Below are 15044 nucleotides of genomic sequence, written 5' to 3'. Positions count from 1 at the left end.
ATCGCATGATCGCAGCCCCACCATGACCGAAGACATCTACACCGAGCCGAATGCCGACCCCGACACCCTTGCCAACCTGGGGCCGCTGCGCGCCATGGCAGGCATCTGGGAGGGCAGCCGCGGCGTGGACGTGAAGCCCAAGCGCGAAGGCCCCAAGACGCAGGTCTATGTCGAGCGCTACGAGCTGCAGCCCATCGATCCGCAGACCAACGGCCCGCAGCTGCTGTACGGCCTGCGCTACCACACCTACATCCACAAGCCCGGCCTCACCAAGATGTACCACGACCAGGTGGGCTACTGGCTCTGGGAGCCGGCCACCGGCACGGTGATGCACACGCTGGCCATTCCGCGCGGCCAGGTGGCCATGGCAAGCGGCCATGCCAAGGCCGGCGACACGCGCTTCACGCTCAGCGCCGAGCGCGGCAGCCTGGTGAACGGCATCGTGTCCAACCCGTTCATCGAAGAAGCCTTCACCACGCTCGCGTGGAACATCACGGTCACCATCAACGCCGACGGCACCTGGTCCTACGACCAGGACACCGTGATGCAGATCCAGGGGCGGGCCGAGCCTTTCCATCACACCGACCGCAACACGCTCACGCGGGTGGCGGAGCCGGGGCTCAACCCGTTGGCGATGCCCGACGCGCCTGCTGCGGTGGTGGTCTCTCCCCGATAACGGCCAAAGGAGCGTCGGCAAGCCCTACCAGCGGATCTTCACGCCCACGCTGCCGTTCACGCCGCTCTTCGTGCGCGCCCCGCCGCCTGACGCCCAGTACTTGCCCAGCTCTCCGTACAGGCTCATGTTCTGGGTCAGCCGCAGCGTGGCGCCGGCCGCCAGTTCGGTGCTCGTGCCGCCCGTGCGGCTGGCAATGTCGGTGTAGGCCGCGGGCCCTGTGAAGCGCGTCACGTCGGTGCCGCTGCTGCTGCGATAAACGTTGAGCCGCGCATAAGGTTGCAGCGGCCCTGCGGCGGTGGTCAGCTCGCCCTTGATGCGCACGCCGGCGCGCACCAGCCAGCCGCTGTGGCTGTCCTGCTGCACCACGGCGCCGACGATGCCGGTGTCGTCCAGGCTCACGCGCTGGTGCACCAGTTGCAGCTGCGGCTCGACGATCCACTCCGGTGAAATGCGGAAGGCCTGGCCCACCTCGATGGAAGCCAGCAGGCTGCGGCCCTTGCCCGAACTGGCGGCGCCCAGGTCCGTTGCCGCGGTGTAGCGGTGGCGGCCCGCTTGCAGCACGCCGTCCAGGTACAGGCCGCTGTCGTTCTTCCAGGTGGCATAGGCGCCCAGGTACTGGCTGCGCAGGTCGTTGGAGCCGGCCGCGTAGCCCTGCACGCCGCGTGCAAAGCCGCTCACGCGCACATCGTCCTCGAGTTGGCCGATGTAGATGCCGACGCGCCAGTTCGGATCGGCCCACAGGTCGTTGCCGGCCTGGAAGCCCGTGAGGCGCCCTTCGCTGGTGGGGCTGACGGTGCCGCCCTGGCTCGTGGTGCGGTCCATGCTGATGATGCGGGCCCAGCCCTGGCGCAGGCTCTGGTTGGGCGTGGCAATGCCGGCCCCGCCCGCGTTCTCGTCGCCCACGCGCTGGTGGAGGTTGCCCACCATGGCCAGGTTGGACTGGCGGAACTGCTCGGGCAGCGCGGCGTAGAGCGGCACTTCGGCGCGGTAGGTGGGCACCGTGATGCCCGCCGGCGCGTTGGGAGAGCCGCCGTCGCCGCTCAGCGGGTTGCCGTCGTCCGGTGCCGGTGCCGGCGCAGGTGCAGGTGCAGGTGCAGGTGCAGGTGCAGGCGCAGGTGCAGGCGCAGGTGCAGGTGCAGGTGCAGGTGCAGGCGCTGGTGGTCCCGGAGGCGCAGGGGGAGCAGGAGGCGCAGGAGGCGCAGGAGGAGGCGGAGGGGGCGGTGGCGGTGGCGGTGGCGGTGGCGGTGGCGCAATGATGATGCCGGACCGCAAATACCAGTTCTCCCCCGCCCCCGAGGCATCGGCCGCATGCAGCCGGTACTCGTAGGCCCCCGCATCCACATGGCCACCGGCCAGGCGGAACGCATCGCGCGTGGTCTGCGCCGTCGTCGTGGCCCCGTTCATCGCCGTCACCACCTCGATGCCGCTGCCCACCGTCAGCGCCCCCAGCCCGCCCAGGTTGGTGATCTGGATGTTCGTCGTGCCGCTGGCAATCGCCGTGCAGCCGCTCAGGATCAGCCGGTCGCTCAGGCTCCCGCTGCCCCCAGCGCCGTGCCCAGGCGCAGCGTGCCGCCATTGCCCACCCAGGGGCCCTGCACCGTCAGCGTCGCCCCCGGCGAGCCGCTCAGCAGCGACACCGTGCCCGCGCTGGCCATGCCCGCAATGGTCTGGCTGTGCCCCGCCAGGTCCAGCACCGCCCCCGCGTCCACCGTGAACGCGCTCGCATTGCTGAAGGTGCCTGCCGCCCCCGCGCGCAGGCTGCCCGCCGCCACCCGGGTGGCGCCCGTGTACGTGTTCGCCCCGCTCAGGGTCAAGGTGCCCGCGCCCACCTTCACCAGCTCGCCCGCGCCCGAGATCGGGCCCGACCAGCCCAGGCCATGGCCGTTGCTGTCGATGGTGCCCGTGCCGCCCAGCAGCAGCGCATTGCCCAGGTCCAATCCGTCCGCGCCCGCCACGAGGCGCGCGCTCGCGCCGCTGTCGATGGCCACCGCACCGAGCATCGTGCCGCCCGCGTTCAGCACCAGGCGGTTGCTGCTGCCGCCGGTGAACGCCACCGCCGGCGCGCGTGTGACGCCGTCGCCGCCCAGCCCGCCGGCCAGGGTGCCGCCGTTGTGGGTGACATCCAGGTCCGCGCCCGTTATCCCGGCCCCGCCGGCTCCTGGAAGACCTGCGGGCCCGCCGTTGCTGCTGGCGCCGCCCGCACCGCCCGCCCCGCCGGCGATGGTGCCGCTGTTGACGATCACGCCGCCCGCACCGGCCGAGGCCAGCCCGGCCCCGCCGTCGCCGCCGTTGCCCGGGGTGCCGGTGCCGCCTGCCCCGCCGCCGCCGGTGCCGCCCGCGCCCCCGGCACCGCCCAGGAGCTGGCCGGTGTTGATCACTGTCAGCGCGGTGCTGCCCGCGAGCGTGAGGCCGGCCCCGCCGGCGCCCCCACCGCCGCCCGAGGCGTTGCTGCGCGCCGGCAGCAGCTCCGAGCCGCCCGCGCCGCCAGTCCCGCCCGCCGAGGTGCCGCTGTGGGTCAAGGTCAGGCCCGGGGTGGCGCTGCGCAGCCACAGCCCGCTGCCGCCGCTGCCGCCGCCGCCGGCCTGGGAGAAGGCATCGCCGCCCGCGCCGCCCGCGCCGCCGGTGAAGACGCCGCTGGCAGCGACATCGGCCAGGGGTCGAGCAGCGTGGCGCCGTGGCCGCCTGCGCCGCCGCCGCCCGCGGCCCAGTAGCCGTGGCCGCCGGCGCCGCCCGCACCGCCGGTGGCGGAGAAGCTGGCCGCGGTGGTGGCGGGGCTCATGGCGTTGCCGATCTGGCCGCCGCCGCCGCCGCCGCCATAGCCGTTGCCATTGGCAAAGTCGCCGGTCTGCGATTGGCCGGCGATGCCGGCGTCGCCCTGCCACACGCCGGGCGAGAGCTCGGTGGTGGAGGCACCGGCGGCACCGCCCGCGCCGGGAGTGGCACCGCCGAAGCTGCCGATGTCGGCGGCGCTGCCGGCGCTGGGGCCGCTCTCGGTGGAGGCGCCGCCATCGCCGCCGCGGGCGTTGACGCTGGTGTCGTTGAGCCCGCCGGTGCCGCCCTGGCCGTCGCTGCCGCCGTCGCCGGCGTGCAGGGTGGTGTCACCCACGGGCTGGCCACCGGTACCGCCGGCCGCGCCCGCGGGCAGGGCCAGGGCTGCGCCCAGCAGCAGCACAGACAGGGCGATCGCGTGCAGGCGGAGGTCGGCCATCGGGCCTGCGCGGCTGCGTCCTTCGACATTGCCGCCGCCGCGGCCTGGCCGGGCGTGGCCGCGCGAAACTTCGGGTGCCGCCACCCATGCGCCGAGCGAAGGATTCCAGAGGGTTCGAAAAATTCTGTTCATGGCTCTACCTTTTGGCGGCGTGTTCCCCCGCTGACCTGCCAACGGAGGCGTCGCCTGGTGTCCGGACCGGACTGCAAGCGTTTTTTTGCCGTGGAGCCAATGTAAAAATTGCGTCACATGCGGACATGAGCGGTGCGCCCCTTTTCCGGGGAGACAAACGCCCCGCGCGTGCTGGTGCGAACCATGACAAATCGCCTGCCGATGCGGGCAGGCCTGCCTCTCGTCCTACAGGCGCGGCGCCGCCGAGCCCGCAGGATGGGGCCATGAGCAAATGGATCTTTGCAAGCGTGAGCGTGGCCGCGTGGTGCGCGGCCGTTACCGCAGCGGCGGAGCCCGTGAGGGTGCCGGTCGACAGCGACGACAAGGGCACCATCTACGTGGCGCCGAACGTCAACCCCACCGAAACCTCGGCCTACACCAAGGGCGCCACCATTGGCGTGGAGCGGCCCGACGGCAGCGGCACCTACATAGGCACCGACACCTCCACGCCGCGGCCGACCTACTCGCTGGGTGCGAGCACGGGCGGCAATGTGTCGCTCACGGGCGGCGTGCTGAGCGACGGCAAGAACAACAACGGCGTGAAAGCCGGCGTCACCATCAAGTACTGACTTTCAGGCGATCAGACGAGCGTGCCGTACACGATGAATCCGTCGTGCGAGGCCATCTTGTCGTAGAGCATGCGGCCCGCGGTGTTGGTGACGTGCGTCTGCCAGTACACGCGGTGCGCGCCCACGCGCTTCACATGCGCGTACACGCCTTCGATCAGCTGGCGCCCCACGCCGCGGCCGCGTTCCGAAGGCAGCGTGAACAGGTCCTGCAGGTAGCAGTTCGGCTCGATGCGCGTGGTGCTGCGGTGAAAGAGGTAGTGCGTCAGCCCCACCAGCCGGCCATCGCGCTCGGCCACCAGCGCATGCACCGGCTCGTAGGCGTCGAAGAAGCGCTGCCACGTTACCCGCGTGATCTCTTCCGGCAGCGCCGTGGGGCCCTCGCGCTCGTAGAAGGCGTTGTAGCCGTCCCATAGCGGTTTCCAGCCGGCGTAGTCTTCCGGCACCGGAGGGCGAACCAGAAGGGAAGAAGAAGGCGAAGGGGAAGAAGAGGTCGTCATGCGTCGGCTGCCTGCACGTTGAAAACATGCGATTGCAACACGACTGCAGCCCGCTCAGCGTCCGAAGAAAGGGTTCAGCAATTCTTCTTCGGCCGGCGACTTGTTCTTTTTGGCCACAGGCGCGGGAGCGCCGGCAGCCTTGCGCGGCGCCGAAAGATTGCATGCGGTCGGCACCACCGCCGTCAGCGGCGGAATGGGCGGCAGCACCGGCGGCTCGCCGGCCGGCCCCATCGACTGCTCGAGAAAGTCGAGCATCGCGCGCATGGCGGCGCTGTTGTGCCGGCGCTGCGAATAGGCCGCGTAAAGCCAATGGTCCTTCGGCATGTGCTCGCGCAGCACCGGCACCAGCGCGCCGCGCTCCAGGTGCGACTGCGCCAGCGGCTCGGGCACATAGGCCACGCCCGCGCCACGCAGCGCCAGCTCGATGAGCGCAACCGCGTCGTTGGCCTCCATGCGGCTGTGCACCTGCACCTCGACCGGCTTGCCCTTGGTCTCGAAAGGCAGGTGGGTGGTGGGCTTTGCCGAATAGCTCAGCACGTCGTGGCGGGCCAAGTCTTCGGGCACCTTGGGAATGCCGCGCTGCGCCCAATAGCCGGGGCTTGCGCACACCACCATGTCGAACGGCACCAGCCGCCGCACGATCAGGTTCATGTCGTCGATGCGCCCGCCTGTCAGGTGAATGTCGATGCCTTCCTCGATCAGGTCGATCTCGCTGTTGGTGAACACCAGGCTCACATACACCTCTGGGTAGAGCTTGATGAATTCGGCAATCACGTCGGACAGCCAGCCCGCAATCAGCCCGTGCGGCGCGCTCATGCGCAGGCGCCCGCGCGGGTGCGAGCCATGGGCCTGCAGGTCGTTCAGCGTGTTCTCGGCCATGGCCACCAGTTCGGCGCTGCGGTCGAGCAGCACCTGCCCCGCATCCGTCAGGCTGAGCGAACGGGTGGAGCGGTTGAGCAGCCGCACGCCGCTGCGCTCTTCGAGCTCGGCCACATAGCGGCTGACCGTGGCTTTCGACATGCCCAGCGAAATGGCTGCACGGGAGAAGCTGCGCCGGAACGCCACTTCGCGGAATGTTTTGATGAGATCGAGGCCGTCCATGGTGGCTGCATTGTTTCAGTTTCCCCGCGCGGCTGCAGATCCAACCCGAGGATTCCCGCGTATAGCGGCAGGCGGCACTTTCCGCCGCCGCGAACAAGGATTTCACGCGCATGCCGCAAACCACTGAAGCCGCCATTCGCTCGGTCGAGCGGGGCCTCGTGCCCGACACTCTCGTGCGGCTGGGCATCCGGCGCCTGCTCAGGGCCAGGCTGGCCGAGCTCGAAGGCGGCGCCGCGGAAGAAACCGCCGAGCTCACCGAAATGTTTCTGCGCGAAATGAGCGCCGCACCGCTGGCGCCCCTGCCCGAGAAAGCCAACGAACAGCACTACGAAGTGCCGGCCGGTTTCTTCGGCGCCGTGCTGGGGCATCACCGCAAGTACAGCAGCTGCTTCTGGCCCGAAGGCGCAAAGACCTTGATGCAGGCCGAATCGGCCGCGCTGGAGGCCACCTGCGAGCGCGCGGACCTGCGCGACGGGCAGGACGTGCTCGAGCTCGGCTGCGGCTGGGGTTCGCTCACGTTGTGGATGGCCGAGCGCTACCCCGCGAGCCGCATCACGGCGCTGTCCAACTCGCAGTCGCAGCGCGAGTACATCGAGGTGGAGGCCACGCGCCGTGGGCTGCACAACGTTCGCGTCGTCACGCGCGACTTCAACGAGTTCTACACGGCCGACCGGTTCGACCGCATCGTCTCGGTCGAGATGTTCGAGCACCTGCGCAACTGGCCGCGCGCCTTTGCCAACGTGGCGCGGTGGCTGCGGCCCGAGGGCCGCTTCTTCATGCATGTGTTTGCGCACCGCGACGCGCCCTACGCCTTCGAGGAACGCGATGCGAGCGACTGGATGAGCCGCCATTTTTTCTCCGGCGGGATGATGCCGGGCGACAGCCTGGCGCTGCGCTGCCAGGACGACCTGCGGGTGCTGCGCCAATGGCGCTGGGACGGCACGCACTACCAGCGCACCGCTGAAGCGTGGCTCACCAACATGGACGGGCGCCGCATGATGCTGTTTCCGCTCTTCAGAAGAACCTACGGCGCCGATGCCGAACTGTGGTGGATGCGCTGGCGGCTCTTCTTCATGTCGGTGGCCGAGCTTTTCGGCTATGAGAGCGGCCAGCGGTGGTGGGTGAGCCATTACCTTTTCGAGCGGCGCGCATGAACGGGCCCACGCGCGCCGTCCAGCTGTCGAACCTGGCCGTGTTCCAGCTGGCGTGGTTTGCGGCCGTGCTGGGCGCGGCGCACCAGTTGCCGCTTGCGGGCACGGCCTGCGTTGCGGCGGCCATCGGGTGGCACCTTCTCGTTTCGGCCCGGCCGGCACGCGAAGCGCGGCTCGTGGCGGTGGCTTGCGCCGTGGGGTTCTTCATCGAGACGGCGGTCGTCCTGCAGGGCCATGTGGTCTATCCGTCCGGGCAGCCCGTGCCGTACCTGGCCCCTTACTGGCTGGTGGCGCTCTGGGGGCTGCTCGCCATTGCGCTGAACGTGACGATGCGGTGGCTGCGCGCGCGGCCGTGGCTGGCATGCGTGCTCGGCGCTGTTCTCGGTCCGCTGTCGTTCGCGTCGGGCGTGCGGCTTGGCGGCGCCGAGTTTGTGCATCCTGAGCCCGCGCTGCTCACGCTGGCTGTGGTCTGGGCGGTGCTCATGCCGGTGCTGGTGCGGCTTTCGATTCGCTTCGACGGCGTCGGCGTTCCGGAGACGAGCCATGGGTGAGAACACGAGCCTCATGACGGTGGCCCTGGCCGGACTCGGGACAACCGCCGTCCTGGCATTCGCAACCTGGCTCGCCAGCCTGGCACGGCGCGACGCCAGCCTGATCGATCGCGTCTGGTCGCTTTGCATCCTGGCCGCGGCGGCCATGTACTTCCTTCTGCTGCCGCCGCAAGCGGGGCCGCGCGGGCTGTGCATGCTGCTGATCGCCACCGTGTGGGCATTGCGGCTCAGCGCTTTCATCAGCTGGCGCAACTGGGGGCATGGTGAGGACCGGCGCTACCGCCAGATCCGCGAACGCAACCAACCGAACTTCGGATTCAAGAGCCTGTACCTGGTGTTCGGCCTGCAGGCTGTGCTGGCGTGGATTGTCTCTGCCCCTTTCCTCGCCGGCATGTCGTCGGCGCGCGAGCTGAACATGCTCGATGCAGCAGGCATCGGGCTGGCGCTGTTCGGCGTTGCGTTCGAGAGCATCGGCGACGCGCAGATGGCGCGCTTCAAGGCCGACGCGGCGAACAGGGGCAAGGTGATGGACCGCGGCCTCTGGCGCTACACGCGGCATCCCAACTACTTTGGGGAGGCATCTGTCTGGTGGGGGGTGTGGCTCATGGCCATGGCCGGAGCCGGGTGGGGCGGTGCCTGGGCGGCGGTGTCACCGGTGCTCATGACGGTGCTTCTGTTGAAGGTGTCCGGCGTGAGCCTGCTCGAGAAGGACATCGCCGAACGGCGCCCGGCCTACCGCGACTACATTGCGCGCACCAACGCCTTCGTGCCCGGCCCTCAGCGTGGGAAACCCCGATGAAAACAGCTTGCTACGGCGCAATGGTGTGCCTTGCCTGTGCGCTGGCGGCTTCGCCCGCTGCAGCGGCGCCGGCCGGCGACTCGATCTTCAGCGTGTTCCTCGACGACAAACCCATTGGCGAGCATCGCTTCAGCATCGGTGGCACCGAAGAGGCGCGCAGCGTGGTGAGCGAGGCGAGCTTTACCGTCAAGCTGCTGGGGCTCACCGTGTACCGCTACCGCCATCGCGCCGCCGAGAAATGGCGCGGAGATTGCCTGAGCGAATTGACCGCCACCACAGACGACGACGGCAAGGCCAGCCGCGTGCGGACCGAGGCCGAAGGCGACGGGCTCGCCGTGGTCACCGACGCGGGCCGCCAGGCGCTCAAGGGCTGCGTCATGAGCTTTGCCTACTGGAACCCCGCCATCCAGCGCCAGCCGCGCCTGCTCAATGCGCAGACCGGCCGCAGCGAGAGCGTGCAGGTCAGCCGCGCCGGCGGCGGCACGGTCGAGGTGCGCGGGCGGCAGGTGGCAGCAACGCGCTGGCGCATCGACGGCCCGGCGCAGCCGATCGACGTCTGGTATTCGGCGCAGGGCGAATGGGTCGGGCTCGACTCGATGGTCGACGGTGGGCGCAAACTGGTCTATCGGCTGAAGTGATACGACGGTCTTTTATCCAAACCAACAGAGAGAAAACATTCATGTCCATCCGGCAATTCGCCATCGCCTATGCGGCGTCGGCCGTGGTCTTTTTGGTGCTCGACGCCATCTGGCTGACCGTCATGGCCGACCGGCTCTATCGGCCGGCGCTCGGCCATTTGATGCTGGAGCGTTTTTCGCTGGGTCCGGCCGCCGCTTTCTATGCCATTTACCTGGCGGGCGTGGTGGTGTTTGCCGTGTCGCCCGCGCTCGGCAGCGGGCGCTGGCTCACGTCGCTGGGCCTTGGCGCGCTGCTCGGGCTCATGGCCTATGCCACCTATGACCTGACCAACCAGGCCACGCTGAAAGATTGGTCATGGACCGTGACCATCGCCGACCTGTGCTGGGGCACTTTCGTCACCGCGGTTTCGGCTGCAGTGGCGGCCAAGGTGACTTTGGCTGTGAGCCGCTGACGCGGCCCGCTACATGCCCACCAGCGCGCCCAGCGTGCGTGCCACCACCCCGTTGAACAGCACCCGGCCGCGCACCGAGGCAAGGCAGATGCATTCACCGCCCGCCTGCACCACCGGCTGGTGGTGAAAGCTGCCGTCCGCCTCGTCGAAATCGCCCGGGCCGAACAGCGCGCGTCCGTCATGGAAGGTGCCGTAGAGCACCTGCGTGAGCTCGGAGTCGCTGTGCGTGTGCATCGGCAGGTTCTTGCCCGCGCCAATGCGCAGCAGAAACACATTGGCCGCCGGATCGTCGGGCAAGGTCACGCGGCTCCAGCGCATGCCGGGCCCCAGCCAGCGCCAGCGCGTGGCGGGGCACCCCGCAAGCGAGCGCGGCCAGGTCATGCCGGGCGGAAGCACGGGGTGGGGCGCCTGCGCGGGCACGGCAAGGGGTTTGGGCGATGCGTCGATGGCCGCCATCGTGCGCGCGAGTGCATTGGGTGCCATGGTTGCGGGCGGCAGTTCGTCCAGCAGCGCGCCGCCCACGGCCTCGAACACGCGCATGCGTTCGCGGCAATGCGCGCAGTTCTCGACATGGCTGGCAACGACCACCGAATGGCCGCGGTCAAGGCTGCCCGCCGCATGGGCCAGCAGCAACTCGTCGTCTGGGTGATGTTGAATCGTCGTCATGGTTCGAGTCCATCGAGCAGCCGCCGCAAATGGCGAACGGCCAGGCGCACGCGCGACTTGACGGTGCCGAGCGGAAGGCCCAGCGCCTTTGCAATCTGCGAGTGCGGTTGCTCCTCGTAAAAGGAAAGGCGCAGCACCTGCGCCTGTTCGTCGGGCAACTGCGCCATGGCCGCGCGCACGCCGGCTTCGCGCTGCCGCGTCAGCAAAAGTTCGTCCGGTTGGGGAAGCGTGTCGGGCATGTCGTCGCCGTCGAGCTCCTCCGCGTCGGCCGTGCGGTTGCCAATGCGCCTGAAATGGTCCACCCGCAGGTTGCGCGCAATGGTGAAGATCCAGGTGGAAACATTGGCAAGGGCGGGGTCGAAGCTCGGCGCCTTGCGCCAGACGCTCACCATGGCTTCCTGGGCCAGCTCCTCGGCCAGCCCTTCGGAGGTGCCGAGCCGTATCAGGTAAGACTTTACGCGCGGCGCGAAATGCTTGAACAGCGCGGCAAAGGCTTGCCGGTCGCCGTTGCGGGCCACTGCCTGGGCCAGGTTGTTGAGTTCTTCGCTTGTCGGCATCGCGTCCCGGCCTTGATGCAGTGTCACGATCGACAGCCAAGGCGCTCGCGGTCGAACGCGCGAGGAGACCGGTGCCGTGGTTTGTCGGACGGTGTTCATGCTGCTCTTACGCACCGCCGGCGGCATTAGATCACAGCGGTTCTTTGTAATAGGGGCAAATCCAAACCGGCGCTGGCCGCGTACAAGTTGCCACATCTTCTTTTCGGAGCCCCCATGACGATTGCAGCAGCCTCCGACACGCCCGCGCCGCACATCCAGGCTCCTGGCGGGCCGGCGCTCGATATTGCGGTCATCGGCAGCGGCATTTCGGGGCTTTCGGCCGCCTGGCTGCTGTCGCAGCGGCACCGGGTCACGTTGTACGAGGCCGACAACCGGCCCGGCGGCCACAGCAACACCGTGCAGGTCTCGAGCGGGGCGGGGGTGACCCCGGTCGACACGGGCTTCATCGTCTACAACGAATCGGCCTACCCAAACCTCACGGCATTGTTCGCGCACCTGGGCGTGGCAACGCAGCCTGCGGAGATGTCTTTTGCCGTGAGCCTGGACAACGGCGCGCTCGAGTATTCGGGCAGCGGCCTGGGCGGCCTGTTCGCGCAGCGCGGCAACCTGGCAAGTCCGCGTTTCTGGTCGATGCTGTACGACCTGGTGCGCTTTTACCGGCAGGCGCCGGGCGATGCGGCGCAATACGGCTTGCTGCCGCTCGATTGCTACCTTGCTGCGCGAGGCTACGGCCAGGCCTTCAGGGAAGACCACCTGTACCCGATGGCGGCGGCCATCTGGTCGACCCCCGCCGCGCGCATCGGCGACTACCCGACCGAGGCCTTCGTTCGCTTTTGCGAGAACCACCACTTGCTCAATCTTGGCGGCCGGCCGCTGTGGCGCACCGTGGCGGGCGGCAGCGTGCGCTACGTGCAGCGGCTCACCCACGGCATGGGCGACCGGCTGCGGCTGGACACTGCCGCCGTGCAGGTGCGGCGCGAGGCCGACTCCGTTCTTGTGCTGACCGAAGGCGGAGGCGCGCCGAGGCGGTTCGACCATGTGGTGCTGGCCACGCACGCCGACCAGGCGCTGCGCCTGCTGCCGGACGCAAGCAGCGCCGAAACGCGGCTGCTCGGCGCCTTCGGCTACAGCCGCAACCGCGCGGTGCTGCACAGCGACCCGAGCCTCATGCCTCACCGGCGCGCGGTGTGGTCCAGCTGGAACTATCTGGCCGACCGCAGCCGAGGCGGCGCGCTGTGCGTGACCTACTGGATGAACAGGCTGCAGGGCATTCCGGAAGGCACGCCGCTCTTTCTTACCCTCAACCCCGTGCACGAGCCGGCGCGCGAGCATTTGATCGGCAGCGAGGTGTACGAGCACCCGGTGTTCAACTCGGCCGCCATGCGTGCGCAGGACGAACTCTGGTCGCTGCAGGGGCAGCGCCGCACCTGGTTCTGCGGGGCCTACTTCGGATCGGGCTTCCATGAAGACGGGTTGCAGGCCGGCCTGGCCGTGGCCGAGGCGCTGGGCGGCGTGCGCCGCCCGTGGACTGTGCCGAACGAATCGGGCCGCATCAAGCTGCGTCCCACCGCTGCGGCGGAGGCTGCTTGAAGCAAGGCTCCGCCCTCTATCTTGGCCGCGTAACGCACCAGCGGCTGCGCCCGGCGCGCCACCGGCTGGGCTACCGCGTGTTCTCGCTGCTGGTGGACGTCGACGAACTGCCGGCGCTTTCGCGCAGGCTGCGGCTCTTTTCATTCAACCGCTTCAACCTGTTCAGCCTGCATGAAAGTGACTACGGCGCGGGCGACGGCATGGCGCTGCGCGGGTATGTGGAACGGCAGCTCGATGCCGCGGGCCTGCGCACGGGCGGCGCCATCCACCTGCTCAGCATGCCGCGCATCCTGGGCTATGCGTTCAATCCGCTCAGTGTGTACTTTTGCGGCCACCCGGATGGCGGCCTGCAGGCCGTGCTCTATGAGGTGAGCAACACCTTCGGCCAGCGCCACAGCTACCTGATTCCGGTAGACGAGGCGGAGCGCCACGGCGAACGCATTGCGCAGCAGTGCGCCAAGCACTTTCATGTATCGCCGTTTCTCGATATCGACATGCGCTACGACTTTCGCGTCGAGCCGCCTGATGCAGAGCGCAAGGGGCTACGCATCGGCATTACCGCGCGCGATGCGGAAGGCGCAGTGCTCACCGCGAGCCTGGATGCGCAGCGCCGACCGCTGGGCGATGCGGCACTGGCGCTGGCGTTCTTCTCCCATCCGCTGCTGACCTTCAAGGTCATCGCCGCCATTCACTGGGAGGCGCTGCGGCTGTGGGTGAAGGGCGCGCGCTTCCGCTCTTGCCCGCCCGCGCCCGCGAAGCCGGTCACCATTGCTGGAACCAAGGACTCATGAGCAATTCAACTTCTTCCACGTCCAGCGGCCTCGAGGCTGCGGCGCTCGGCTCGCCCGTGGGGCTTGCTCCAACGTCCTGGATTCGTCGGCCGCTGCGCCGGCTGCTGGCGCGCCTGCTGCGCAGCGTGCACTGCGGCGCCATTTCCGTGGAACTGCCCAATGGCGAGCGCGTGGAAGGCCGCGGCGCGGCGGCAGGCCCGCATGCCGCCATCAGGCTGCACCGCTGGAGGCCGCTCGCGCGCATGCTGCTGCGAGGCGACATCGGCCTTGCCGAGTCTTACCGTGATGGCGACTGGTCGACCCATGACTTGACGGCGCTGCTCGAATTCGGCATTCGCAACGAGGCCGGCTGGGGCCGCGTCTTCCAAGCCTCGTTGCCCGCGAAATGGTTCGGCCGCGCCGTTCACCGCATGCGCGCCAACACGCGCCGCGGCAGCCGGCAGAACATCTCCTTCCACTACGACATGGGCAATGCGTTCTACGCCCAGTGGCTCGACGCCGACCTGATCTATTCGAGCGCGCTGTACGCCACGGGCGACGAATCGCTCGAAGAGGCGCAGGCGGCCAAGATCGACCGCATCGCCGAGCTGCTTGCACCGGCGCCCGGCGACTCGGTGCTCGAAATCGGATGCGGCTGGGGCGCACTCGCACTCGCGCTGGCGCGGCGAAACGGGGCGCAGGTCACGGGCCTCACGCTGTCTTCCGAACAGCTCGCGCATGCGCAGCAGCGCGTGCAGGAAGAGGGGCTGCAGGCGCAGATCGACCTGCGCCTGCAGGACTACCGCGACGTGCAGGGCCGCTACGACCGGATCGTGTCCATCGAGATGCTCGAGGCGGTGGGCGAGCGCTACTGGCCGGTGTACTTCGACACGCTGCGGGAGAGCCTGGCGCCGGGCGGCACGGCGGTGGTTCAGGTCATCACCATTGCGGGCGAGCACTTCGAGCAATACCGCCGCAGCCCCGACTTCATCCAGCGCTTCATCTTTCCGGGCGGCATGCTGCCCTCGGTGCACGCGCTCGAGGCCGAGGCCGCGCGCGCGGGCCTTGCGCTGGAATGCGCCGAATCATTCGGCGCCAGCTATGCCGCCACGCTCGCCGAATGGCGGCACCGCTTTCTTGCGGCATGGCCGACCATCGAGCCGCTGGGCTTCGACGCCTCGTTCAAGCGGCTGTGGGAGTACTACCTCTGCTACTGCGAGGCGGGCTTTCTGTCGGGACGGGTCGACGTGGGGCTCTTCACGCTGACGCACGCGCCGAGCCAGCCCGCGCCTATACCGATCGTCCGTCGAACTGCGTGACAGGAACCGCCTGCAGGTCGATGCCCTCGATGCAACGGAGATTGATGGCCGCCATCGGCTCGCCCGACGGGGCCTTGGCTTCGCCATAGGGATGAATGCCGCACTCGGGGCAGAAGCGGTGCTTGATCACGTGCTTGTTGAAGAGGTAGACGCTGGTGTCTTCTTCGGGCGTGAGCAGCTGCATGTTGCCGCGCGGCACAAACCACATCAGCGTGCCCTTACGCTGGCACATGGAGCAATTGCACGACAGGGCCGAGGTGATCTCGCCCTCGGCCTCGAACTTGATGCGGCCGCAGTGGCAGCTTCCCTGGTATTTCATGCGGGGTGTC

At 68.9% G+C, this 15044-nt stretch carries 15 protein-coding genes and 1 pseudogene; 10 read left to right on the top strand and 6 right to left on the bottom strand.

All coding sequences use genetic code 11. The features are described from left to right. Positions 1-22: 22 nt before the first annotated feature. Positions 23-676 carry an FABP family protein gene (locus M0765_RS02020; RefSeq protein WP_258501714.1) on the top strand — a complete coding sequence of 218 codons (654 nt, stop codon included), beginning with the start codon at positions 23-25 and terminating at the stop codon, positions 674-676. Between the two features lie 24 nt (positions 677-700). Here the strand turns inward: M0765_RS02020 and M0765_RS28960 are convergent. Further along, a pseudogene (locus M0765_RS28960) lies at positions 701-4016 on the bottom strand (autotransporter outer membrane beta-barrel domain-containing protein). A 263-nt stretch (positions 4017-4279) separates the two neighbouring features. Here M0765_RS28960 and M0765_RS01995 point away from each other — a divergent pair. Beyond that, positions 4280-4624, top strand: a complete 345-nt coding sequence (locus M0765_RS01995; RefSeq protein ID WP_258501711.1) for a hypothetical protein — start codon at positions 4280-4282, stop codon at positions 4622-4624. Between the two features lie 11 nt (positions 4625-4635). On the opposite strand, the gene M0765_RS01990 is transcribed toward M0765_RS01995, so the two are convergent. Both M0765_RS01990 and M0765_RS01985 read right to left on the bottom strand, forming a co-directional pair. Next, the gene (locus M0765_RS01990) at positions 4636-5121 is read right to left on the bottom strand and encodes a GNAT family N-acetyltransferase (RefSeq protein WP_157615022.1); all 486 of its coding nucleotides are present in this window, start codon (positions 5119-5121) and stop codon (positions 4636-4638) included. A 54-nt stretch (positions 5122-5175) separates the two neighbouring features. Then, positions 5176-6222: a LysR family transcriptional regulator gene (locus tag M0765_RS01985; protein WP_258501710.1), complete on the bottom strand. Its 1047-nt coding sequence runs from the start codon at positions 6220-6222 to the stop codon at positions 5176-5178. Between the two features lie 110 nt (positions 6223-6332). Here M0765_RS01985 and M0765_RS01980 point away from each other — a divergent pair, with 110 nt between their 5' ends. The 5 genes from M0765_RS01980 to M0765_RS01960 are packed head-to-tail and all read left to right on the top strand — an operon-like array spanning position 6333 to position 9813. Beyond that, a complete protein-coding gene (locus M0765_RS01980; RefSeq protein ID WP_258501709.1) occupies positions 6333-7376 on the top strand; it encodes an SAM-dependent methyltransferase in 1044 nt (347 codons plus the stop codon). Continuing rightward, positions 7373-7924 (top strand): DUF2878 domain-containing protein, encoded by a 552-nt coding sequence (locus tag M0765_RS01975; protein WP_258501708.1) that lies wholly within the window; start codon positions 7373-7375, stop codon positions 7922-7924. The genes M0765_RS01980 and M0765_RS01975 overlap by 4 nt, the downstream gene beginning before the upstream one ends. After that, positions 7917-8723 (top strand): DUF1295 domain-containing protein, encoded by an 807-nt coding sequence (locus tag M0765_RS01970; RefSeq protein WP_258501707.1) that lies wholly within the window; start codon positions 7917-7919, stop codon positions 8721-8723. The genes M0765_RS01975 and M0765_RS01970 overlap by 8 nt, the downstream gene beginning before the upstream one ends. Beyond that, positions 8720-9361, top strand: coding sequence for a DUF6134 family protein (locus tag M0765_RS01965; RefSeq protein ID WP_258501705.1), 642 nt, complete (start codon positions 8720-8722; stop codon positions 9359-9361). Before M0765_RS01970 ends, M0765_RS01965 begins: the two co-directional genes overlap by 4 nt. A 41-nt stretch (positions 9362-9402) precedes the next feature. After that, positions 9403-9813: a DUF2177 family protein gene (locus tag M0765_RS01960; protein WP_258501702.1), complete on the top strand. Its 411-nt coding sequence runs from the start codon at positions 9403-9405 to the stop codon at positions 9811-9813. A 9-nt stretch (positions 9814-9822) separates the two neighbouring features. Here the strand turns inward: M0765_RS01960 and M0765_RS01955 are convergent, their stop codons facing one another. Both M0765_RS01955 and M0765_RS01950 read right to left on the bottom strand, forming a co-directional pair. Beyond that, positions 9823-10479, bottom strand: a complete 657-nt coding sequence (locus M0765_RS01955) for a ChrR family anti-sigma-E factor (RefSeq protein WP_258501700.1) — start codon at positions 10477-10479, stop codon at positions 9823-9825. After that, on the bottom strand, positions 10476-11036 hold the full coding sequence (locus M0765_RS01950; protein WP_258501699.1) for a sigma-70 family RNA polymerase sigma factor: 561 nt from the start codon (positions 11034-11036) through the stop codon (positions 10476-10478). The genes M0765_RS01955 and M0765_RS01950 overlap by 4 nt, the downstream gene beginning before the upstream one ends. A gap of 213 nt (positions 11037-11249) precedes the next feature. On the opposite strand from M0765_RS01950, the gene M0765_RS01945 reads away from it, so the two are divergent. The 3 genes from M0765_RS01945 to M0765_RS01935 are packed head-to-tail and all read left to right on the top strand — an operon-like array spanning position 11250 to position 14715. After that, on the top strand, positions 11250-12626 hold the full coding sequence (locus tag M0765_RS01945; protein ID WP_258501698.1) for an NAD(P)/FAD-dependent oxidoreductase: 1377 nt from the start codon (positions 11250-11252) through the stop codon (positions 12624-12626). Next, positions 12623-13417, top strand: a complete 795-nt coding sequence (locus M0765_RS01940; protein WP_258501697.1) for a DUF1365 domain-containing protein — start codon at positions 12623-12625, stop codon at positions 13415-13417. The genes M0765_RS01945 and M0765_RS01940 overlap by 4 nt, the downstream gene beginning before the upstream one ends. Continuing rightward, positions 13414-14715: an SAM-dependent methyltransferase gene (locus M0765_RS01935; RefSeq protein ID WP_258501695.1), complete on the top strand. Its 1302-nt coding sequence runs from the start codon at positions 13414-13416 to the stop codon at positions 14713-14715. The genes M0765_RS01940 and M0765_RS01935 overlap by 4 nt, the downstream gene beginning before the upstream one ends. On the opposite strand, the gene M0765_RS01930 is transcribed toward M0765_RS01935, so the two are convergent. Continuing rightward, on the bottom strand, positions 14687-15034 hold the full coding sequence (locus tag M0765_RS01930) for a GFA family protein (RefSeq protein WP_258501693.1): 348 nt from the start codon (positions 15032-15034) through the stop codon (positions 14687-14689). The genes M0765_RS01935 and M0765_RS01930 overlap by 29 nt on opposite strands. Between the last annotated feature and the right edge of the window lie 10 nt (positions 15035-15044).

This window comes from Variovorax sp. S12S4 (genome assembly GCF_023195515.1).
In the GTDB taxonomy this organism is placed as follows: Bacteria; Pseudomonadota; Gammaproteobacteria; order Burkholderiales; family Burkholderiaceae_C; genus Variovorax.
This window is presented reverse-complemented; position numbering and strand designations above follow the sequence as displayed.